General features: G+C 56.8%; 12 protein-coding genes. 6 read left to right on the forward strand and 6 right to left on the reverse strand.

Annotation, left to right across the window (positions count from 1 at the left end):
* Nucleotides 1–95 precede the first annotated feature (95 nt).
* The 4 genes from ACMDB8_RS12405 to ACMDB8_RS12420 all read left to right on the forward strand — a co-directional run bounded on the left by ACMDB8_RS12405 (nucleotide 96) and on the right by ACMDB8_RS12420 (nucleotide 7,561).
* Nucleotides 96–1,283: a pyridoxal phosphate-dependent aminotransferase gene (locus ACMDB8_RS12405; RefSeq protein WP_056724532.1), complete on the forward strand. Its 1,188-nt coding sequence runs from the start codon at nucleotides 96–98 to the stop codon at nucleotides 1,281–1,283.
* Between the two features lie 261 nt (nucleotides 1,284–1,544).
* A complete protein-coding gene (locus tag ACMDB8_RS12410; protein ID WP_409078956.1) occupies nucleotides 1,545–3,506 on the forward strand; it encodes a hypothetical protein in 1,962 nt (653 codons plus the stop codon).
* 234 nt (nucleotides 3,507–3,740) lie between these two features.
* The gene (locus ACMDB8_RS12415) at nucleotides 3,741–5,948 is read left to right on the forward strand and encodes an autotransporter outer membrane beta-barrel domain-containing protein (RefSeq protein WP_409078955.1); all 2,208 of its coding nucleotides are present in this window, start codon (nucleotides 3,741–3,743) and stop codon (nucleotides 5,946–5,948) included.
* Between the two features lie 152 nt (nucleotides 5,949–6,100).
* Nucleotides 6,101–7,561: a hypothetical protein gene (locus ACMDB8_RS12420; RefSeq protein ID WP_409078954.1), complete on the forward strand. Its 1,461-nt coding sequence runs from the start codon at nucleotides 6,101–6,103 to the stop codon at nucleotides 7,559–7,561.
* A gap of 50 nt (nucleotides 7,562–7,611) precedes the next feature.
* Here the strand turns inward: ACMDB8_RS12420 and ACMDB8_RS12425 are convergent, their stop codons facing one another.
* The 6 genes from ACMDB8_RS12425 to ACMDB8_RS12450 all read right to left on the reverse strand — a co-directional run bounded on the left by ACMDB8_RS12425 (nucleotide 7,612) and on the right by ACMDB8_RS12450 (nucleotide 18,555).
* Entirely contained in the window at nucleotides 7,612–8,709 is a 1,098-nt protein-coding gene (locus ACMDB8_RS12425; RefSeq protein WP_223540913.1) for a fimbrial protein, read from the reverse strand.
* A 76-nt stretch (nucleotides 8,710–8,785) separates the two neighbouring features.
* Nucleotides 8,786–11,299, reverse strand: coding sequence for a fimbria/pilus outer membrane usher protein (locus ACMDB8_RS12430; RefSeq protein WP_409078953.1), 2,514 nt, complete (start codon nucleotides 11,297–11,299; stop codon nucleotides 8,786–8,788).
* 17 nt (nucleotides 11,300–11,316) lie between these two features.
* Nucleotides 11,317–12,072 carry a fimbrial biogenesis chaperone gene (locus ACMDB8_RS12435; protein ID WP_409078952.1) on the reverse strand — a complete coding sequence of 252 codons (756 nt, stop codon included), beginning with the start codon at nucleotides 12,070–12,072 and terminating at the stop codon, nucleotides 11,317–11,319.
* Between the two features lie 81 nt (nucleotides 12,073–12,153).
* Complete coding sequence (locus ACMDB8_RS12440; protein WP_409078951.1) at nucleotides 12,154–12,705, reverse strand: fimbrial protein; 552 nt, start codon at nucleotides 12,703–12,705, stop codon at nucleotides 12,154–12,156.
* 262 nt (nucleotides 12,706–12,967) lie between these two features.
* Nucleotides 12,968–17,935 carry an RHS repeat-associated core domain-containing protein gene (locus ACMDB8_RS12445; RefSeq protein ID WP_409079062.1) on the reverse strand — a complete coding sequence of 1,656 codons (4,968 nt, stop codon included), beginning with the start codon at nucleotides 17,933–17,935 and terminating at the stop codon, nucleotides 12,968–12,970.
* 59 nt (nucleotides 17,936–17,994) lie between these two features.
* Nucleotides 17,995–18,555, reverse strand: a complete 561-nt coding sequence (locus tag ACMDB8_RS12450; RefSeq protein WP_409079061.1) for a hypothetical protein — start codon at nucleotides 18,553–18,555, stop codon at nucleotides 17,995–17,997.
* 209 nt (nucleotides 18,556–18,764) lie between these two features.
* Here ACMDB8_RS12450 and ACMDB8_RS12455 point away from each other — a divergent pair, with 209 nt between their 5' ends.
* Together ACMDB8_RS12455 and ACMDB8_RS12460 are read left to right on the forward strand one after the other, a co-directional pair.
* Nucleotides 18,765–20,537, forward strand: a complete 1,773-nt coding sequence (locus ACMDB8_RS12455) for a hypothetical protein (RefSeq protein ID WP_409079060.1) — start codon at nucleotides 18,765–18,767, stop codon at nucleotides 20,535–20,537.
* Between the two features lie 34 nt (nucleotides 20,538–20,571).
* A complete protein-coding gene (locus ACMDB8_RS12460; protein ID WP_409079059.1) occupies nucleotides 20,572–22,977 on the forward strand; it encodes a hypothetical protein in 2,406 nt (801 codons plus the stop codon).
* Nucleotides 22,978–22,999: the final 22 nt, after the last annotated feature.

Raw genomic sequence — 22,999 nt, forward strand, 5'->3', positions numbered from 1 at the left:
ACGTTTGAACACCCTTAAACAAGTGATGGCGAGGTGCCGTACTGCGCGATTTGAGATAGGGTTGTGGCCAGGAATACGCGCCACAGGAGAACGCCATGCGCTACTCAGCCTTGACCCAACGAATCGCCGGTGACGGAGCGGCGGCCTGGCAGATTCACGATCGAGCGCTGGCGCTGCGCGAGCAGGGTGTCGATGTCTTGCTGCTGTCGATCGGCGACCCGGATTTCGACACCCCACCACCCATCGTCCAGGCCGCGATTGGCAGTTTGCTGGCCGGCGACACGCATTACCCGGCGGTGCGCGGCAGCCAGGGCTTGCGCGACAGCATCGCCCGGCATCATCGCCAGCGCAGCGGCCAGGCAGTGGATGCGCGGCACGTGATCGTCTTCCCCGGGGCGCAGTGCGCGGTGTATTCGGTGGTGCAATGCCTGCTCGATCCGGGGGACGAAGTGCTCGTCGCCGAACCGATGTACGTGACCTACGAAGGCGTGTTCGGCGCCTGCGGGGCGAAAGTGGTGCCGGTACCGGTGCGTTCGCAGAACGGCTTTCGAGTCGATCCGGCGGATGTCGCGGCACTGATCACGCCGAACACCCGCGCGATGTTGCTCAACAGCCCGAACAACCCCTCCGGCGCCAACCTGCCGCTGACGACCTGGAAAGCGCTGGCCGAATTGTGCATTCGCCATGACCTGTGGTTGATCAGCGACGAGGTCTACAGCGAACTGCTGTTCGAGGGCGAACACATCAGCCCCGCGAGCTTGCCGGGCATGGCCGAACGCACGGCGACGATCAACAGCCTGTCGAAGTCCCACGCCATGAGTGGCTGGCGGGTGGGGTGGGTGATCGGGCCGCAAACGCTGTGTGAACATTTGGTGAATCTGTCGTTGTGCATGCTGTTCGGCATTCCGGATTTCATCCAGAACGCCGCGCAGTTGGCGCTGGATGAAAACCTGCCGCACGTGGCGCTGATGCGTGAGGAGTATCGCCAGCGTCGCGACCTGGTGTGCGCCAGCCTGGATCTGTGCCCTGGCATCCGGGCGATTCGCCCCGATGGCGGCATGTTCGTGATGGTCGACGTGCGTCAGACCGGGTTGTCGGCCCAGCACTTTGCCGAGCGGTTGCTGGACGGCTATGGCGTGTCGGTGCTGGCCGGCGAAGCCTTCGGGCCGAGTGCGGCGGGGCATATTCGCCTCGGCCTGGTGGTGGACCGACTGAAGCTGGCGGATGCCTGCCGACGTATTTCCCTGTGTGTGACGGACTTGCTCGAGGGGCGGCGGGCCTGAGGTTTTTCACCCCGGCCTGAGCGCTGAACGTGCGATCCAACCCCGTCTGAACCTGTTCCAGCCGTGCAAAAAAAGTGCGGATACCTGTCAACTTTGACAGTATCGCGTTGCTAAAAACTGCCGTTTAATTCGCTCAAGGTCCAGTTACCGAGCAGAGCGAAGGGACAGTGCTGCGCTTACCCGATGTCTCGATCTGCCAGACAGGCTTGGTGACCATTGCGTGCGCAAAGGTCGAAGTGTTGTTCATGGGAGAACGATGTCATGGCGAGTTACGGCAGCAAGCAAATATTACCCGCATGGAGTCAACGCGAACCTGGGCGCAATGGCCCATTGGAGTTCGTCAAACCGGATGTCAGTACCGTAACGCTGCCTGGAAACCCGCCAGGCCTGTTCCCTCGGGCTTCACTGGATGCCGGAATCCTGTTGCAGGTTACAGCCTGGGCGACACTTCCACCTGATGGTGAAACCGAAACCGTGACACTTCAGATTGCGCGGGTCGGCAGTGATGAATACGAAGATGTTGCGAGTGTCGACTACACCGAAGGTACGTCCTCTTTCCCTTTGCCGATCACCCTCCCGGCTGACTTTCTGTTGAAAGATGAAAACGAGGGGGCATTCAAGATCCGTTATCAACATGTTAACTGGGTTGGGACGCCTGCCGAGTCGGAGGATGTGCCGGTCTTTATCGACAAGACCCCGCCTAACGGTACAGCGGCACCTGGCAAGATTACATTTTCAATTACGCCGCCCTTCACCGAGACCAATCTTGCCGGGTTGACGGACGTTGATGGCACCATCCCCACCTGGACCGGGGCAGCGGAAGGTGACCAGGTGGCCTTTGCCTGGATGAAGGACCGGTTGCCCGAAGACCCGGATTTAATCGTACCAATTGATGTGGTCGAGTTGGGGGCGGACCGAAAGGTGAAGTTCCCGGTTGACCTGATTCGCTTACTGGGTGACGGCGGCTTCTGTGGTGGCTATACCATTTTCGACAAGGCGGGTAACCGCAGCAGGATTTCGTTGTATGACTTGATCCCTGTCGCGCTCGGCACCCTTCCGCCATTGCCCTATCCAGCACCGAGTGTGCCGGAAGCGGTCCCCAAAGGTTATGTCGATCGAAACGACGCGCTCCAGGGCGTTCACGTCGAGTTCCCCAGCATCCTGCATGCGAAAAGTACCGATGAGGTCGAGATCATTTGGGATGGGGTAGCGTTGGCTTATCGCACGCCGATCGGTTCCAACCCGGGTAGTACCATCAGTATCGGAGTGAACTGGGAGCACATGCGTGATCGGTACGGCGCCGCGACAGGGGCTGTTTCCACCCCCATTGCATACAAGTTGTACCGCGGCATACTCGAACTGGGCGGCGAGTCCGGCACGGTGATGGTCAACTTCGAAACCACAGGTCCTGGCAACCCCGATCCGTGGCCCGGCAACCCGTTGCTGCTGCCGCTGGATGTGTTTGGTAAGTCAAACGTTGCCAACAAATTGGTTGCCAGCGATGAGGACGAGCTCATCGAAGCGGTGATCGAACTGGTCGCTCCCATTGCCGATGACGACGAATATCAGGTGCTGTGGAATGGCGTTCCTATTGGCGCACCCTATGTCATTGATACCACCAGCGATAATGCTGGTGATGAGATTCGAATCGAACTGGATTGGGACGTGATCCGCCGGCAAGGCAACAATGCGAAAATGCCGGTGACGTATTCCTTGTCCAATCCTGCCATCGCCAACCCTCAAGGGCCCAAGAACCCAACCGAGGTTGAAATCGAGTTCCTGACGGTGGACTTGCCGGTTGCCGAGCCACAAAACCTCGTCGGCACAACCACCAAACGATTGACCTGTCTCTCGCTGCATACAGAGGCCGGCAAGATGGGCTTTCAATATCGGATTCCGCCTAGCGACTATCTCAAGGCAGGGATGATGGTTGAGGTCGAGTGGAAGGCTTACACCACATACGCCTCTCCAGTACCGGTTACAGCCGCTGGCAAGAGAGCCACGCTGGGTCCGGTCACGGCCGATCAGGAGGTGAATGGCTTGATGTGGTTGATCGAGCCTTATGACACTCATCTGCTGCCGACCTGGGGAGGCCCCACTGACCAGGAAGGTAAGGGCGAAGTGATTTACACCCTTGAAGTCGACGGTGTAGCCGTCCCATCGCCAGCATCAGACACACGGGTGGTGCTCTCGGCGGGATCGGGAACTTGTCTCATTCCGTAAAGTGAAAACGGGCAGGAGCAAACCCTCGGTGGTCCGTGTCATGGGACTCGGACCCCTCGCGCTGGTTTGGCGATGGGCGTCGAAACTGATGGGAAAAATCCTACAAGATCTTAAGGGAACTCCCGCATTTCAATCAGTTGTTACTGGATATTCTGCGTCGTCTTTGTAGGTCGGGTCATCATAGCCTGTAGGGTTGATCCGGGCTTTCTTCGTCCAGAAATCATGGAGCCTGTTATGGCTGGCACGCGTTTGTTCACCTTGAGCCCCCTGTCTCAAATCTTGAGATTGTTGTCCATCGCTCCGCTGATGTTGCTTGGCGAGCATGCTGTATCAGCGACTCGCACGATCAATGCAACAACACTTGATATTGATGGCAGCGCTGCGTATGACAGTTATCGATTGATCAATGCCGCCACGTTGAATGCCAACGGCGCCCGGACACAAGACATTCGAGTCAGCAGTGGTTCCAACTTGAACCTGACCGGCAGTCAAGTGCAGGGCACCGGAAACAACAATGGCGTTCATCTGGATGCAGGCACCGCCACCATTACCGGCAGCGCTATCAGTGCCGACCGGGTCGGCCTCGCGCTCAGTCACGATGCCGCCAACACCAGGGGCTCTGTCGTGCAAGTGAGTGGTAGCACCATCACCGGTGGGCAAAGCGGTGCTTCGGTCAATGCCATGAGCACACTGACACTGACCGGCAGTACAGTGACGGGGGGCAGCGCAGCGGGCTTGCGTTTGTTCAATGGCACGGTCAATGCCAATGACAGCACCATTGTCGGTGGCAAGAACGGTGTTCAAATCAATTTCGATCCGGCGATCAATGCTCCCGGCACACTGAATCTGAATGGCTCTCACGTCATCGGGCGCAACGGCTCGGCCATTATTGTCGATACCCTGAACGCCGGGACTGTATCGGCCGATATCGCTGTACTCAATGGCTCGACCCTGACGGGCAGCAATGGCGTACTGATGGAAGTCGTCAGCGGCGCTGAAGGTAATCTGCGTGTAGGCAACAGTCATCTGGTCGGCGATATCGTTGCCGATGGCAGCAGCACCGCCAATGTAACCCTGGAAAACTTCGCAACCCTGACCGGACGCCTGGAAAACGTGCAGAACCTGGCGGTCAACAGTGATGCCCGATGGATAATGGTCGGCGATGGCAGTGTTGAAAACCTGGCCATGAATGGCGGCGGCGTACAGTTCGGCAACCCTGGGGAATTCTTCAAGCTCTCTGTGGGAACGTTGTCGGGCGAGGGCGGTACGTTCTACATGCACCACGACTTCACCACCGGCCAGATCGATACCCTTACAGTCACCGGCAACGCCAGCGGCAACCATGTGATCGCGCTCGACAGCAGCGGCACTGAACCGCGGGCACCGGCATCGACCGCCGTCGTTCATATCGGCTCGGGGGATGCAACGTTCAAACTGGCCGGCGGTGCCGTCGACCTCGGTGCGTTTTCCTACGACCTGATCAAGCAGGGCGAAAACGACTGGTATCTGAATACGGCTACAAAAACCATCAGCCCGGGCACCCAATCGGTGATGGCGCTGTTCAATGCCGCGCCTACTGTCTGGTACGGAGAACTCAGCACTTTGCGCAGTCGCATGGGCGAAGTGCGCATGGACAACGGCAAGGCCGGTGGCTGGATTCGGGCCTATGGCAACAAGTTCGATGTCAGCGCCGGTTCCGGTGTGGCCTACCAGCAAACCCAGCAGGGGCTGTCGTTCGGTGCCGATGCCCCCTTGCCGATGGGTGACGGCCAGTGGTTGGTGGGACTGCTGGGTGGTTACAGCAAGTCCGACCTGAACATGACCCGTGGCACCAGTGGCACGGTTGATAGCTACTACCTGGGTGCCTACACCACCTGGCTGGATGAACCGAGCGGGTACTATTTCGACGGTGTGCTCAAGTTCAACCGCTTCCAGAATGAGTCCGATGTACGACTCAGTGACGGCACAAAAGCCAAGGGTGACTACAACAACAATGGTGTCGGTGCGTCGCTCGAGTTCGGCCGGCATATCAAGTTGGCGGACGACTACTTTGTCGAGCCTTTTACCCAGTTGTCGGGAGTGGTCGTCCAGGGCGCCAGTTATGACCTGGACAACGGCTTGTCCGCGCAGGGCGATCGCGCGCGATCCTTGCTAGGCAAGGTCGGTGCCACCACCGGACGCAATTTCAACCTGGGTGAAGGCAAAGTCGTGCAACCGTACCTGCGGGCGGCTTATGTGCACGAGTTCGCCGAGAACAACGATGTTGAGGTCAATAACAACCCGTTCAAATCCGATCTTTCCGGCTCCCGTGGTGAGCTGGGAGCGGGGATCGCCATGACCCTGAGAGGCAAGGTCTCAGTGCACGCCGATTTTGATTACAGCAACGGCAATAAAATCGAGCAGCCTTGGGGTTTCAACCTTGGTGCGCGTTACAGCTGGTAATTAAACTTCTGAAGTAGCCAGCAATTACTGTCGAGTGCTGTCATTGATGACGGTACTTGGCGCTCCCGAAAACGGAGCTGAGTGTTGATTGCGCTCGGGGCTCTTTGACTCTGTGAGTCTCCAGCGCTTGTCACCCGGCGCAGGAGATATCCATGTCATCAGAGCAAACCGTTGTGCCGCTGCCGCCACCGACCACAGACCCTGCGCCCTTGAGCAATATCGAGGGCGGGGAAACCAATCTGTTGCACCGAACGGCCTGGAGTGACTCGAGCAATCCACTCAAGGTGTGTTTCGATCCATGGGATAACTCGCAACCGTCCGAGAAGGATCCGGAGTCAATCCAGATCCTCCTCAACGACGTTGAAATCACTCGCAAGGAATGGACGGCGCCTATCCATCCCGACGATCTTTATGTTGCCATCAGTGCAGACAAGCTTCCCTCGGGTGTACACGAACTTCGCTATATCGTGACGATCTGGAGTGGAACGCCTCATGAGTCGGATCCGGTCACCATCACCATCGATAAAACCCCGCCTGTAGTCGCGACGTCCAGCAAGCTGGTTTTCCCTTCCAATGTACTTCCGCCCAACGCCATTACCGCCGCCTACCTGGCCGACCCTGCGCATCAGGATCAGGTGCTGGCAACCGTGCCCGATTACTCCGTGAAAAAAGTAGGTGACGTGATCACCTGGTATTGGGAGCTGTCTCCCGGCGGCCGGGAAGTGGCAGGCTCGAAGACGCTTGCGCTCAGTGATGTGGGGCAGCCGGTGCAGGTCAGCTTTGCGGGGGATTTGCTTCGCAAGGCCAATGGCGTTTTTTATGCGACTTATCGGGTAAGTGACCGAGCTGGAAACGAGTCTGTTCTGTCCGTGGACGAAAAGCTGGATGTCAATATCCGCCCACCCATCCCGCGCAAGTTTCCAACCGTCAGGCAGGCGGACAGCACACCGGCAGGCACGGGGATATTGAACCCGTTCAGGGGGACGGCCGGTGTGACCGTGGTGGTGGAAGCATCGGAAGTCGATCCGACGGAAGCGGTGCGGGTTGACTTTATCGGTCTGGGCGGAGAGGAGGGTATCGGTTCGGTGACGGACGTAAGCCCCACTACGTCGGGTGGCCTGGAATTCGCCATTGCGGCGCCTGTCGTTGCCGCCAACATCCCCGTCAGTGGTGATGGGCGCAAGGTCGAAATCTGGTACTGGGCCGGTCATGACCCCCAACATTCAGCGACGTATACGCTGACCATCAGCGAGTTATCCGCCGATGCGCTCGGCTCGGTCGAATGCCCCGAGGCTCAGATCGGCTCGCCGGCGACGCTCTCCAAGAGCAAGGTTGCGTCCGACGGCGCCAATATCGAAATCGAGGAGTGGGCTTATCACGAAAGCCAGCATCGAATAAACGTATGGGCAATGGCTTCCGGAGTTCGCACGGATTTCCTGAAGGATGCGCCGGCACCGCTCAATGACAAGGGGATGTTCACCACATCCCTACCCAAGGACTACGTCGCGCCGTTGCCGCTCAACGGCACCTTTACCCTGTATGCCAGCGTCAGCTTTGACCAGGGACATAGCTATCGTACCTTCAAGCCAATGTCGATGAAGCTGGTCACGTAACCATCCACCTCCCTCGTTCCCCGGCAGCAGGACCTGCCGGGCGAGCAGGGTTATTTGTAGGTGATGGTAAAGGCCAGCGATGCGTCCGCCGACCCCGGCGAGACATCGGCCGTTGCGCCGGTCTGATAGTAGAGGGCGTTGAACTCCAGCAGCATGCCGCCGCTGGCCGGAATGGTGCCCTGCATCACATCGGTGTTCAGCATGACAGGCGTGGTGGCATCTCGTCCCAGTATCTGGATGCCGACACCCTTTGCGGTTGAGCCGCTGCCGAGGCTGAACAGGCCCAGGTTCGCATCGATTGTCGTCGAGCCGGCCATGGGCTCCAGGCGAATGTGCGCGGTGGTCACCGTGCCGCCCGGCAGCGGGTCGGAAATACACGAATTCAATGCAATGCTGAAGGGCACCGGATCGGTCGTGTCGCCTTGGCCGGTAAACTGCGCCGTCGACCAGTCCCCCAGTTTCACCGGGTCGGCACTCACCGGGTTGGCCGATAACGTGCATTCGGCCTGGGTAACCGAACCGCTCAACGCCAGGCTAAAAGCATCGGGGATATCGCTGAAGGACGCCTTGACCAATTCATGGCCGGTATCCAGCGGCTGTACGCCCTTGCCGATCGGCCCGGTTTTGATCAGTGTCACGACGCCTCTCAATAGCGTGTGTTGCAAAGTAAAAGGCGTATTGAAATCGATGTAGCCACTGAAGGGCACCGAGCTGTCGGGGCCGCTGATTTTCCAGTAGCCGGGCGTAATGCCGTCGTATGGACTGCCAAGGCTGATTTGAGCCGCAACCCCGGCAATGTTGGTTTGCAGTAAGGCGCCCAGTGTCCGTCTGCCATTTTTTATCGGCACAGGGCCGGGTACCGGGGCAGCCGCCGAGTCGGCATTGAATGTCAGGCGGGTCAATCCGTCAGTCATGCAGTGGATGGACAATCCATTACCGGTTACGGTGAAGGGCTGGTCAACCGGGCCTATGGGGTCGCCCACCTGGGCATCTCTGGGGATGTACAGCGAACCCACGTTGGCCACGTAGCGAATAGGCCCGGCGCTGCCGCCCCAACTGCAGGAGCCGGCGGCGTGAGCGTCCTCGGGCGGCATGAGCCCAATGGCGGTTAACGCGAGCAACAGGCCTGGAAGTATTCTGATCGACATACGGTGTTTTATCCTGGCAAAAAAACCACCCGCTGCACCAAGAGGTGCATCGAGCAGGGGTAGGCGAAGGCTTTGGTCAGCGGCACGTCAGGTCTTGAACCCGATAGCCCTGGTCCAGGGGCATATTCTTGACATCAGCGTGCAGCCGGCATTGCTCGGTAGCCGCATTCCCCCAACGCACATCGAAGGTTTGCTGGCCATCGACGGTGCCCAACAGCACTTGGCCGGCCTGGCCGACAACCCCGAGTACTTCGCCAGCGGCGTTGCTGACCTGTGCACCGAACGGCAGCGGTGCGCCCTGGCTGTCACGTGTGGTCAGTAAAAGCCTTTGTACGGTTCGGGCAGGGAAGGTCGCTTTGACCACAGCACCTCGACGGGGTACGACCTGGGTCACGCCGTTTTCGATCTCGACATTCGGATCAAGCTGATTGGTGTCCAGAATCACCCGGTTGACCCGATAAGGCTGCAAGTAAGGAATCAAGGCATAACCACGATCGTTGGTCTTGGCACTCGAAGCGTTCAACAGGCCGACATCGGCGATACCAGGCACATAGGCCAGGCCGCTGGTTTCACCCAGGTAGGGGCCGAATTCGATACCCTCGGCGTGGGCCAGCAGCGCGCCAGTGGCGTTGACCGAGAGGTTGTTGTAGTCAGTGCCTTGAGTGATACCTGCGCCGACGCTGGCGAAAGCAGTCTGATAACCCACTGCCAGTTCGGCGGTCTGTTGATGCTGTTCGTTGTTGGACAACGACGCCCGATAGTTGAGTCGATCTCCCTCGCTGCGCCCCGACAGGGATGCCCGTTCATTCATTGATCCACGACTTTCGCGCAGGTCGAATGTGGCGGTCGTCGAGTTCCCGAAGTCCAGCGGGAAGGAAACGCTCAAGCCCAGTTGCCGGTCATTGGACTGCTCATCGTTCAGCGACTGCGAAGCGTAGAGGCTGTAGTTGATCGACTTGTAACGACTGTTGAAGTTGAACTGGAACTGACGTTGCTGATAATCGGATTGCCAGAAATCTTCCTGGGATAACGTCAGGCTCAGCGAGCTGTCGCTAGCAATGTTCTGAAACACCGAGGCTTCGAGCAGGCTGCGTCGACTGCCACGAAAACGCTGGTCGGCACTGCGTTCACGCACCGCTTCGGTGAAGTCCCGATACCCTTCGGTGGAGTAACGATAGCCGGCAAAGCGCAGGTTGGTGCGGGTCTCGAAGGTCTTGCCGTATTTGATGGCGTAGCTCATGCCCTGGACATTGCGGCTACTGTTCGTTGAGTCGATGTCGGCCGAGGAGCGTGTGACATCGAGCGAGAGCGCACCGAGGGAACCAAAGTTCCTGCCGACGCCGAACGTACCAGCGCGATAGAATTCATTGGCCATCAACCCGCCATACAGCGTCGAATTCCATCCCGTGCCGGTGGCGAGGGTGCCTTGCCACAGCGGGGTATCATCGGTGGACGACGAGGCGGCGTTGTAACGGCCCAGGCTGGTGCTGTAGCGCCAGACGCCTTCACGCAACAGGTTGCTGAGCGTTGCGTAAGGTTGGGTGAATCGCCGCACCTGACCATCGGCTTCGGTCAGGATGATTTCCAGTTCACCACTGCCACCGCCGATGGTGAGGTCATCGATTTCATAGGGACCCGGGCTGACGTAGCTGGAATAAATCGGATAACCGTTCTGACGAATTTCCAATCGGGCCCGGGTCTGCGCAACGCCGCGCACAATCGGTGCATAGTGCTGCTGAGAGTCGGGCAGCATGCTCATGTCAGAAGCCACCTGAATGCCCTTGATCGGCACACTCTTGAATACGTCACCAGGCGTAAACGTCTCGCCCACGGTCAATTGTGAGTGCATGCCCGGCAGATCACGTTGCACATAGGTATAGGCGCGGGTCCAGCTTCGCTCGCCCTGTGCGTCGCTGCGAAAGGCATTGTTACTGCGCAAGCGCCAGGCACCCAGGTTCAAGCCACTGTTGAGGAACAGGTCCTGGCTGCTGTTGTGGCCTGACGGGTTGCGGCCCTGTTGCGCAGAGACCTGATAATTGATGAACGCCGAGTTGATGCCGTAGTCCCAGCGTTGCGGGTCGACATAGCCGACGACATCCCGGCGCATGGCAATTTGCGGAATGGAGAGGGAAAGCAGCAGTTGCCCGCCGTGCAGTTCGATCAACGCGCCGGGCACCAGGCGCGGCAGATCAACACAGGCATCGGTCAGCGATTCAGTCTCGGCCAGGCTATCGAGCCGGATACCCATGTCCAGCAGTAGTTGCCGTGAAAGACAAGGTGAAAGCCCGTCGCCCTGGGCATTGGCGGTGAACTCTATTTCTCGCTGGTCGAAAAAACTGCGATTGACTTCGATACTGACAAGGTAGCGTCCCGGTGCCAGATCCTGGTTCGCGGAAAGGGTTTTCAAGGCCAGTGCGCCAGCATCGCTGGCATGGTTGTCCAGCTGTCGCATGAACGTCGATTGAAACTCCACGGGCGCATCCGCCAGGGCCGATTTGTTGCCCAGCAGCACTGATCCTGCGCCGGTAAATACGAAAACGTGGAGCAAACGCTGCGCCACGGGCATGCGCCGCTGTGTGTAGAAAGGCATGGTGAGCGTCCGCAAAATTAAGGATCAAGGCCGACCGGCAGCGTCATGGGGGGTGTGTAGCCGCCGTAGTCGGTGATCACGGAAAAGTTCACTTGCATGCCTGGCGCGGGTTTGAGGCCATCGAGTTCAAAGTCCTGGGTCGCCATGGGGGCGGCCATGGGCGTTTCCTTGAGCGTGATGGTCTTGCCGTTGGCGCGCAGTTCGATACGCACGAAAGACACATGGAACGGGCTGGGATTGCTCACTTGCAGGCGAGGTTTGCCATCGATGTGCTGGATCGACCAGCGCAAGTCCTGCAACCGGTCCAGCGGCTTGCTTTTGATTTCAACCGGGCGATAGAACAGCTTGATGCGTGTGCGAAGTGCAATGTTCAACTGGTTGGCATCGCCGGCCTCGAGTTGCGGCAACTCCTGGACATTGAAATAGAACAGTGACTCGCGGTCTTTGGGCAATGTATTGGGCAGCCCGTTGATCTGCACTTGTTGCTCTTTGTTGGCATTCAAGCGAAACAGTGGCGGGGAGGCGATAAACGGCACCGCAGTGGTTTGATCGTCTGCTGCGGTATTGACCCAGGTTTGTACGGCAAACGGTTTATTGCTTGGGTTTGAAATGTTTAGCGATACATTGCGCTTGTCGCTGTCAAATACCACCCGGGTACTGCTGATCGTTAATGCGGCGTGGCTGTCTGCAACCCATGTAGTCAAAACTCCAAACAGCGCGCAGGAGAAAATCCCACACCTGACCCGGTCGGGATATTTATTGAAACCAAACATAATAAGAAAGAACCCTGTATCGAAACGTTGCCTGTAAACAACGGGCCATCAGACCCGTTGCTCTACAACTGGCGCGTGTGATCAGTTGATGTGGAGTGTGAACTCGACATCGGAATCGGCAGGGCCGGGTATTACGGTGGCGGCGGTGGCGATGTACATGGCGGTAAAGTCCATGAGCGTCGGGTTGGTTTCGTCCAGCTGGTAGATAACGGAGGTGTCACCGTTTTCAACGTAGTTGCCACTCGCGTCCTTGATGGCCACGGCAACGCCTTTTGCCGGGGTACCGGTCGGCTTGAGGCCGTAGTGGTTGCCACCGCCGCCGTATACCGAGTTGAAGGTGATGGTGGCGTCGAGCTTGGCGGGGTCCAGCACGCAAGCGGAGCCTGGGGTCACGCGCATCTGGAAGGCGCGCTCACCGGCCACGGTGTTGATACCCTTGAAGTCAGTGGAATCGACCCAGCCCAGGGACACCAGATTGCTGACGTTGCCGTTATCAGGGTTGACGATTTCAATGGGGCAGGTAGCGCTGTTGATATTACCGGTGAAGTTGATACGGCCATCGGCGGCGAAGGCCGAAGTGGCGGCCAGACCCATGCCAAGTGCCAGGGGCAGTGCGAACAAAGATGTCTTCATGTAACAAAAATCCTTAGGTTGTTAGTCCGGCGTTTGTAGCGCGAGACAGTGCCGGAAGTGCTCACGATGATGTGAGTTGAGGAAGATGGTGTTGTCTCGGTGGCGGGAGTTTAGATGGGTGGGTGGGGCGGGGGATATGAGAGAACTCTCAGTTTGGAGCGCAGATTGTTTTTGTAAGTGTTTCTTTAATAAAAAAGGCTCCATTTTAGTAAACATGGAGCCCGCAATTTTTTGCTGTTTAATATCCCCCTCGGTTGTTGAGTTAATTTTGCATCGTGTTGCCTATGTTAGAGCGGATAGAACTTGCGCTGCTTTTTGGGATGCTGTCAATGGTGTCGGTTGGTTGAAGATGTACTTCTTCATTATTAAATACAGTTGTTTTAGAGTTTTGATCTTTCTGCAACATCTTAAAGTCATACCCGGAATTTTGGTTTCTTGCATTAGAAGAGCCGGCTACGGGTTCAGGCGTTCGGGATGCTTGCGGAGTCGGCCGAGAAGGTGGAGACACAGTCGTTGCAGGACTACTCGCATTCTGGCCAGGAGCCCCCGGCTGCCCAGGACGTCCTTCCCTTCCCGCTGGCCCGGTATCGCCACGAGGCCCTGTATCTCCTTTAGGCCCTCTATCTCCTCTAGGTCCTGTATTTCCTTTAGGTCCTGGATCTCCTTTAGGTCCCCTAACTGCGCCACCATCAGGTCCATCCGGCAAGCTGGCAGTACGCCCATTCCTCGCCGATACACGACCACGCGCCTTACCAATCCATTTGCCAAGGCCTTTTCGAATCGCTAGTGTGAATGCGGCGGTAAGTACCAGGTCCATCGAACCCGAGATCAAGGCAGTCCTCCCGCTACTCTCGCGAACCTGCAATTTTTTGTCAGATATGGCCCTCGCGCCTTCGTAAAAGGTGTAGCCGGAGACGGCAGCCGTAGCGCTAAAAGTTACAGCAGACGAAACTAAGGATGTGGTTGCCGCGCCAACCGGAGGCGCAACATATATCAACACGGCGCTGGCCACTAAAGCTGCAGCGGCAAAAAATATGCCCAAAAGACCTTCTATATTAACTCCTCGGTTGGCATGCCCTGTCGGATCGACAAAGTTGATCGGGTCCCCCGCGCAGTACACATAAGGGTTGATCCCGCCGGCACCGAACGGGCTTAACGAATCAGGGCTATGAAAGCGCATCAGCGTCGGGTTGTAGGCCCGATAGCCCCGGCCCAGCAGGTACCAGCCACTGAGTTCGTCACGCACTTCACCGTTGAAACCCAGCAGGCATTTCAAGTCGTCGTCCGGGTTGCGTTCGCCATAGGCGCCATAGACCGCTTTTTGCAGCCCATCCTGGCCACCTTCCGCCAGCACACTGTTTTTGACGTCTGTCATCAGCAGCAGTGTTTGTTCCGGGTCGTTTTGCTCCTGCTGACCCAGAGGCTGGTCGTCGAGGTACAGGTAATCAATCTTCCTGTCGCCCTGTTCGGTGCGGCTCAGGCGATCATCCTGATAAAAACGCAACGTTTCAGCTTGTGCGCCCCGGGTCACGCCCAGAAGATGGTTATGGGCGTCGTAGCGGTACTGGCTGACGTCCTTGCCGTTGCTATCGGTGACGCGCAGCAAACGGCCCTGGGTGTCGTAGTGCAGGGTCTGGCCGTTTTCGTCGTGCAGCAGATTACCGTCCGCGTCGTAGTCGAATTTGCAACTCGACGGGTAGTCGCTGTGGCTGTGGGTGACTTCCACCAATTGACATGGGTCGTCCTCGGCAAAATAGCTGATGGCGTCGTCTCGTGTACCGTCGTCAAACAGCGTGTACACACCGGTCACATTGTCCAGCGCATCAAAATCGAACAACTGCTCCTTGATGGCGTTTTTATAGCGATCCCGGGGCAGGGCAGTGCCATCACAGTTGTAGGCGGTCAGGCGCCCGCGCTGGTCATAACCGAAGGTCTCGTGCAGTTCGCACTGGTCATCCACTTGCAAGTGGCGAACCAGCAACTTGCCGTCGTCGCGGTAGGTCTGGGTGATGGTTTGCTGCGGGTGACCGTCAAGCGCCATCGTGCGGCTGACTTCCCGGCCCTGGTCGTCATAGGCCAGTTCGGTGGTGATGGTTTGCCCGGTGTGGGTGTTACAGGTTGTGGTTTTGTACACTCGCCCCAGATTGTCGTACTCGAAAGTCGCGACCAACCAGCCTTGAGTGAGGCTCTTGAGCCGGGCCTTCTCGTCATAGGCGTAGGTGCAGGTCAATCCTTCGACATCCAGGCGGGTCAGCGGGCGCCCGCTCAGGGTGTAGGTGTAAAGGCTTTCCCATTGTTTGCCGGAATGCTTGTCTTTCCATAACTCCTTGAGCAACTGGCCGCTGCTGTTGTAGTTGAAGGTCAACTCGCCCTGAGTGTTTTGCGAAAAGGTCAGTTGCGCACTCTGCGGATCGTAGTTGAAGCTCGACTGCTCGTCCGGGGCAATACTGCCAACCGGCGTGCCCACCAGGCCCGGTGTGTATTCGTAGGTGATTTTTTTGCCACTGGCGGTGATCGCCGTGCTGACCTGAGACTCGCCACCTCGATATTCGAACGACTGAAGACGCGGCCCGACTTTCAACGTGGTCCGGCGTTCCAGGCCGTCAAAAGTCTGGGTGCCTACGCTGACCGGTTCTGCATTGACGACCACCTGAATGTCAATAGGCAGCTCATCGCCACTGTGGTCGGCGTAAATGCGGCGCACTTGGGTGTAGTCGGGCAGTGTCGTGGACTGCAGCCGGGCGAACAGATCGAACTCGAAGCGGGTGGACTCGCCCATTTCGTCGATTTGCTCAACGCAGTTGCCCAAACCGTCATACAGATACTCACGCGAGCTGACGACCTTGTCCTGTGCGTCCAGCGCCTCGATCTTGTCTTCCTTGCCAAACAGGTTGAGCGTCGCGCGACGTTTACCACTGACCGTGATCGGGGCCACGGTACTTTCGGTCCAGCTGCGCAGGGTTTGTGTGGTGGGGTCGACTTCGGTCACCTCTGCCACGCCATCGGCGCCGATAATTTTGCATTCCTGGCCCCAGGCGTCGTATTGACGGTGGCTGGTCAAGGATTTGTCGACGGCGCCTTCCCAGTCGGTGGTGGTCTCGCTGATCAATTGGCCAAGGTTGTTGTAGGTCGCGCTGTAGGTTTCGCGAAACGCCTTGGGGTCTCCGCCGAGGGCATCGGCGTCCTGGCGTTCGACTTTGATCACGCGATTGTAGCCGTCGAGGTAGGTGATGGTTTCTACGCCCTTGATGTCCCTGGCGCTTTGTTTCGCCTGTTGACCCTCGCCGCCATTGGTCAGTGTGTAGGTGTAGGTACGGCTGGCCTTGTAGTTATCGGAGTCTGGGGCGACGATTTCCTCGATCACTCGCCCGAGCCGGTCATACTCGAAGGCGACTTTTACGTCACTGTCATCCTGGGTGAGTAGCTTGAAACCGTTGAGCAACGAGTGCTCCTGGGTGATGGTTTTGCGTATTGGCGTGTCCGGTTTGTCATCGCATCCAATCAACTCACTGTCCGTACGCATGACCATTGTCCCTGTGCGGGCATTGCGGGTGATGCCGTAGCTGTACAGGGTGGTGGTCAAGGTCTCGGCAAGGCCATGCAACGTTTGCGTCATCTTGCAAATGAGGCCATGGGTCCGCGGATCTTGTGGTGTATTGAGGTAGTCATGGCGAATGTTCCGTAGCTGCGTTGCTACACGACCGTCGACCATGTGCTGCAGCGTTTCATCGCGCAGTGTCAGCCATGGCCCGGAATCGCCAAGGCCTGGCTCGGCCGTGTAGGTATAACGGGTTTGCAGGGTCGGGGCCTGGCCGTAAGCGGACCGGGCGGGGGTGACCGTCTTGCTCTTGAGGGTGCGCACAAACCCTTGCGGGTCAGCCGGGCAGTCATCACCCTCACCTTCGGCCTTGTACCACTCGCTGGTTTCGGTCACGCCATTGGCGCTGACCTGGGTCAGCAGGTTGCCGAAGTCGTCGAAGGTGGTGGTGACGATTTCCGTATGCCGGGGCAGCGTGGCGCTGACGAGGCGCCAGGTCTGGGTGACCTTTTTCGGCAACTGGCAGTAGGGTTTCTGGTCCTTGAAGTCCAGGGCGGGATCGATGTGGTATTCGGTGTCGGTGGTCTGCAGGGTGTTTTTCGCCGGGTCGCTGCTGTACTGGGTGATTTGCTCCTGCGTCATCAGGTGAAAGCGGTTATACACCCGCTTGGTTTCACGGACCGCCTTGCCCGCCAAGGCGTCCCAGAGGATTTCCCGGGTTTCGTACTCGTACGCCGAGCGCACTTTGTACAGGTTGTCCAGGCCATCGTCGCTCCATGACAGACCGCTGCCGAAGCCCAGGAAGTTATGGTCCCGGGCATCGTACTCGTAGCGGGTTTCGATGGCGGGCTGGCCAAAACCGGGGTCGCGCTTGTGGCTCGCCACCCGCGGCAGGGTGCGCCCGGCCTGGCCGGGAAAATAATGCGCGCGGCTGGCATAGGTGACGGTTTCATGGCCGCCGGTGGGGGTGTAGACGTCTTTGAGGCAGGTCAGGCCGTTCTGGGCAACGTAGTCGAAACGCCAGCAGGCTTTGTCGTCGGTCGGCAGGACCAGGGTCTCGCTCTCGCCACCGATAATGCTCATCTGGAACAGCGCTTCGAAGGCACTGCCGGGGTGCAGCGTGATCTTCAACAGGTTGGTGGTGCGCTCCAGGCTGAGCAACGCGGTGCTGTCGGTAGCGTTGGTGATACGACTGAGCAGCGGTTCGGTGCCGAAGGCCACATACTCGAGCGCGACACCGTGGCCCTGGGGCGAGAACATCTGCACCGGCAGCGCGACCTCGCCCTGGCCGACCTCGAGGATCTCCACCAGCCCGGCCTTGTGCTCGACGCGATAACGCTTGTTGCCCAGGTCATGGAAATGAAAGGAGTCGATTTTCTGTTCCGGAATCACCGGTCCATTGGGCCCGCCGAGGATGACCTTGAAGGTTTCACCGGTATACAACGACAGCACGCCGTTGGTGGGGTTGAACTGCGACAGTTGCAAGTTCCAGCCCTTGCCGAAACCGCTGTCGGCGGCATTGAGCGGGTTGAAGTTCAGTTGCAGCGGAACGACCGGGCCGCACAGGTTGTTGGCTTTCAATTCAGGCAGTGAAATGGCACAGGTGTATTGCCCGGTGCGCGGATCGACCTGGCTTTGAATGAAGTCCGTGAAATTGAACGCGTTGGAATGTATCGAGGTGGACGTGCTCATGAAAGGCGCCTCGTTATTTGGCGGGAATGCAAAAAAGTCAGAGCTATTTCAGTGGATGATTAATTAGCGGGCTGGGAGCGTTCAATATAAACGCAGCTGATTTGCTCATCCCAATCTTGGTTGCCAAAGTCACTCCCTTCCCACTGCGCTTCGACTCGAACGTATCTTTTTGGAATCAAATCACCCTCCTTTCTTTTTTTGAAGTCATTGAAGTTCATTGTCGGTGTCGGCGGGTTTGGAGGGGTGCTCCAGTCTGTGGGTTGTTTGACTGTCTTGAGTTTTACAAAGAAGTTGTCTTTGGTTCGTGCATCACTACAACCTTCACCAGCATAAAATTGAATGAGTGTTGCCGAGGGAATATTTTCGAGTGTAAAGCTGGCCATCAGATTGTTCTCGCAACTTTGGCCAGGTTGCTCGAAACCGAAGGCCTGCTTGGTCTCCGGAACAGACAAAGTGCATTTTTTTTCGCCTTTTGAGTTGAAGAATACAATATCGCCATAGTTAGCCCTGGGTTCAGATTGTTGGCTGTTTTCATCCGATGCCGCGGCAACAGAATTTGCCCCGTAAAGTGCAAGGCATACACAAGCGGTCACCCTCAATAGTGATAGGTAAGGCTTCATTATCGATTAACTCCGACAGGTTCATGGAAGACACGTACGGTCTACTTCCTCCCGACTTTAGCACCGGTTGCGAGTTTGACAACCTAGCAGTTCTGCTAGTACCCAGGGTCGTTTATCAGGTGTAAAACGTGAGTCGACATTCAAATTTTCTGACGGCTTTAAATGCCGATTTTGTTATTCATATTATTGAACTGTGCAGGAGTAATACTATGGCAGCGGGTGATTTAGACGCGCCGATCATTCCACTTTTGATCAACGGTACAATTGATCCGGAAGCGTTGAACGGCGAACAACTTTGTACTTTCGCCAGGTATACCAATCCCGCGCTGGGTGATGGCCTTTATCAGAGCTGGCTCGGGTTGGCAGAAAATGGCACTCCGGTAGATCACGGGGACTCCAGGATCGATGTGGATCCGCAACCGGGTCAGACCGAGTTCCCGATGCCGGTTCCCAATCACACCGTGCTAGCGCTGAACAAGGGCCAGGTGTTCTATTCGTTTTTTCTGGAGCGTGCCGGCGGAGCCCCGAGGGAAGAGTCCAAGCGAATCCATTTCGGTATCGGCAGGCATGGGTTGTTATCCGCGCCGCAGATAAAAGAGTCCCATGACCTCCAGCTGGATCCGGACGCGATTGATGGCAATATGACCATCGCAGTGGTCCCCTATACCGTTATGTCCAACGCTGACGTGGTCAGGGTTATCTGGGAAGGCAAGCGTGCTGATGGCAGTGATGGCCCCATTGTCAATATTCCCCCCAAGACCTTGAGCGATACCGATACCGACCCGAGCAACAACCCCGGTCAGGTATTGAGCTGGACCGCGCCCAGAACCTACGCCGCAGCGCTGCGAGGGGGCAAGATCACGCTGCGTTACGAGATTACCTATGCCTCGTCCACGCTCGCCGAAACGGTATCGGCCGAACGGACCTTCCTGGTGACTCCGTCTTCCGCGCCGGAACTACCTGTGGCCAGCGTCAAGGACCTGACCGGTAGCGAGATCAATCCCGGCCTGTTTCCCGATGGCATCCGTGTGGTCGTTCCGGTGTATCCGGGTATTCGTGTCGGTGATGAAGTGTTGGTGTACGGCACGCGCACCGGCTCGGGCAGTGGCCCGAACAAAAATACCATCCAGTATTTGAAGATCGACCTCTCCAATATCGAAACCGGCAGGATTGAAGTCCCCATCGCGGCGCAATGGCTGCTGGACAATCGTGGTGGCACCGTCAGCCTGCGTTATCAGTATGCGCGGCCCGACGCCGCCGGTTCCGGTGCCGCATTGGAGCTGAGCATTCGCGAACCCCTCGTACTGCCGACACCGACGGTTGATCGCAGCGTGCTCATCGATGGGCGTGACGAGCTGAATCCAGGCGTGGCTATCAGTGGTGCCTACATCACGATTCCGGCAGCCGCCACCATTGTCGATGGCGATGAAGTCACGGCCCACTGGAAAGGTTTTGGAGCGACGGGCAGTTATGAAACAACGGTACATAGCCAACTTAACCCCATGAAGTTTCGGGTGCCACCCGAAGTGCTTCCGGCGAACTTCGGTAAAACGGTCGAAGTGACTTACCAGGTTGCAGGCCAAGACGCCGAACCTCCCTTGCAATTGTTTATTCGAAACATCACCAGTCATTCCGGCATTGAGTGTGACAAAGCCCAGATCGGATCGCCGGCAACGCTCAGTTTGTCGGATATTCCACCGGAAGGTGCCCTGTTGAGCGTGGAAACCTGGATGTTCATATCGACTGAGCAAATAGTGCGTTTATGGTTGACCGCTCCCGGCATTACGGGGCGCGACATTATTGCCGCACGCGAGGTAAAACCCGAGGAAACCACCGGCGGCGTCAAGGCCAGGTTGTTGAGAGCGGACCTGGCCGATATTGCTATTAACGACACATTAACCTTGAGAGTCAGCGTGAGCTTTGATAGTGGGCACTCGACCATCAATTTTAACAGGCCGCTATCGCTGAAGCTTCTGGCTTAAGAGCACAAGCGTTATTTATTTGAGGTGCTCAGACATGAGTAAGATGACATTGACGCAGTTGGTCGGCGAGATGCAGGGTAAATCCATGACCTATGGTTGGGATGCCTTGACATTATACGATCAACGCAAGGCTAACGAATTGCTGTTTCAACTCTACGTTGAACGGTTCAATACCGCCGATGGTTTTATCGAGCCTGTCAATTTGCAGGCGAGTTGGGGGGATGGTTCTTATAAAGAACATGTATTCAATTTGAAACTGAGTGCGCCACGATTGTCGTTCGAAAGCTCGGACCCCAGTCTGGCTGCGCGGGCACGACTGACCATGGATATGGTCGGCGGGATGATTGTGAGCACTAAAAAGAATACAGGTGGCGCTGTTTTTGTCTCGAAGATACTCAAAGTGCTTCCGGTAGGTGGCCCCCAGTTATGGATGGACCAACCGGTAACCAAAGGAGAAGTCAGTGACCTGGGTGATGTCGTGATTGACATCAAGAATGCCGATACTTTCAAGGCGAACTTTGTATTCGGCGACTTGGCCCAGGACGACGTAGGCAGACGTTTCAAGTTGTACTTTGATGAAAAGGTGGAGGAGGATCAGAAGATTTTCCCGCTCGGGCGACTGACGGGCGATCTGAATGGTGTATTGACGCCTAAAAGTTTTGAAATCAGGACCATGAAGTCCGACCCTCAGGCCGTACTGGGAGATGAGGCCTACGGCGATGGCGCTGTCATGATGTTCATCACCTTGACGGGCGGCGAGGACAGCAAGACTTTTCCGAATGCCAATTCGACCTATCTGATTCCGTCGGATGAAGGCGGCACCAAATATACCGGGGCGATGCTGCTGTCGAGCCGGGTGCTTTTCGACAGGATCATGCGGGGGCCGGCCATTGAAGATATTGGCAATGATATTAATTTTTTAGCGTATGACAGTGGGGCGGATGTTGCATTTGGTTTAAAGGGGGGCGCGGGGGGTATATTTCAGGACTACAAGTATCAGTATGATGTATATTATGGTGGAGTTCATACAGGTGTTTTTTATTTTTCCACACCTATCCAGCATGACTTTAAACAAGACAGTGGCGGTTCTCCTTTAACAATTAGGGGGGGAGGTAACCGTATTGAGTTTGTATGGGATAAATCCTATAAGACTGTGTTTAGGCGGGAAATTAAATATTTTGCCCCTTGGGATCCGAATAAAGATGACTCCGGGAACATGGATTTTATATGTCGATATAGTGTTCATTTTGATATTAAGCTCGACAAGCAAACAGGTCTTGTCAGTTTTGAGCGGAATGAGGGGTCCTCTACATTCAGTCTGAATATTGCCGGGGCGGACGGACTGGAAGACGTCATCTCTCAGTTTCCGCGTATAAGGCCTCAAATTGAAGTTTTTTTTAAACCGAAGATCATCGATCTACTCAGTCGTTTGACATCTCCCACACTGGACACCTTTCTGCTGCGGAACCTTTTGTTCCCCGGGCAAAACGCCTTGCAACTAACCGACGCCTTTGTCCCTGGAGATCTGGCGGTTTTCGGTCAAATCGATCCGCTGCGCACGACCACCACTGTTTCGCCAATGAACTCGACAATCGAGGCCGGCAGCAAACTGCAATTTACCTTGTCGCCCGTGCCCAGCGACGTGCAATGGAGCGTAAAGGATGTCGACGGCAATATCGCTCAACCCGGGGTGATCAGTTCCACCGGTGAATACACGGCGCCGTCGGCGGGCAGTCTGGTCGATGGTTTTGTCGCGGTGATGGTCACTGCCCAAGGGACGCTCAATGGTGCGCCGGTCAAGAGCTCGGCGCTGGTCTCGGTAATGCATAGCGTCATCGTGGCCAACCCGTTATATGCCAGCTGTGAAACAGGCAAAACGATGACCCTGACTGCGCAATCGCTGGACCAGAAACCACTGCAGTGGAGCATCTTGACCTCGCAATGGGGATCGACGGTAAGTGTAGACCCAACAGATCCGAACCAATATCTGTATACCGCCGGGACGAACATGGACGTCGATACGCCTTTCCCGATTGATAAAATCGAGATCAAGAATCCAACGACTGGAGCTGTCTCTCATATCGCCTTGATGATTGAGAAAGTGCTGACACCGGCCCCCATGGTGCTGGCCAGTTCAAGCGATCTTCCGGGTGGGAAGGCGCACTTTCAGTTGCTGGGTGAAAATGGGCCGATTGTTCCCGTTCCTGAAGTTGTAACGCTGACCTGGAGCAAACTTTCAGGGGATGGAAATTTCGATGCCACTACCGGGATATATACCGAGCCGGACAAGGTCGAACCGGGTGGGTTTGTTGTTCTGTCCGGCACTGCAAATATTATTCCTGCCAGTATGAAGATACACGGACAAATCGTCATTCCATTGCCCTTGAGTAAATACGCGGAACTGATTGAAGCAGTCGATCATACCGTTCGCAGTGCCTAATTATTAAATTGCCAATTAAGTC

It is taken from the genome of Pseudomonas monachiensis (assembly GCF_047345015.1).
Classification (GTDB): domain Bacteria; phylum Pseudomonadota; class Gammaproteobacteria; order Pseudomonadales; family Pseudomonadaceae; genus Aquipseudomonas; species Aquipseudomonas monachiensis.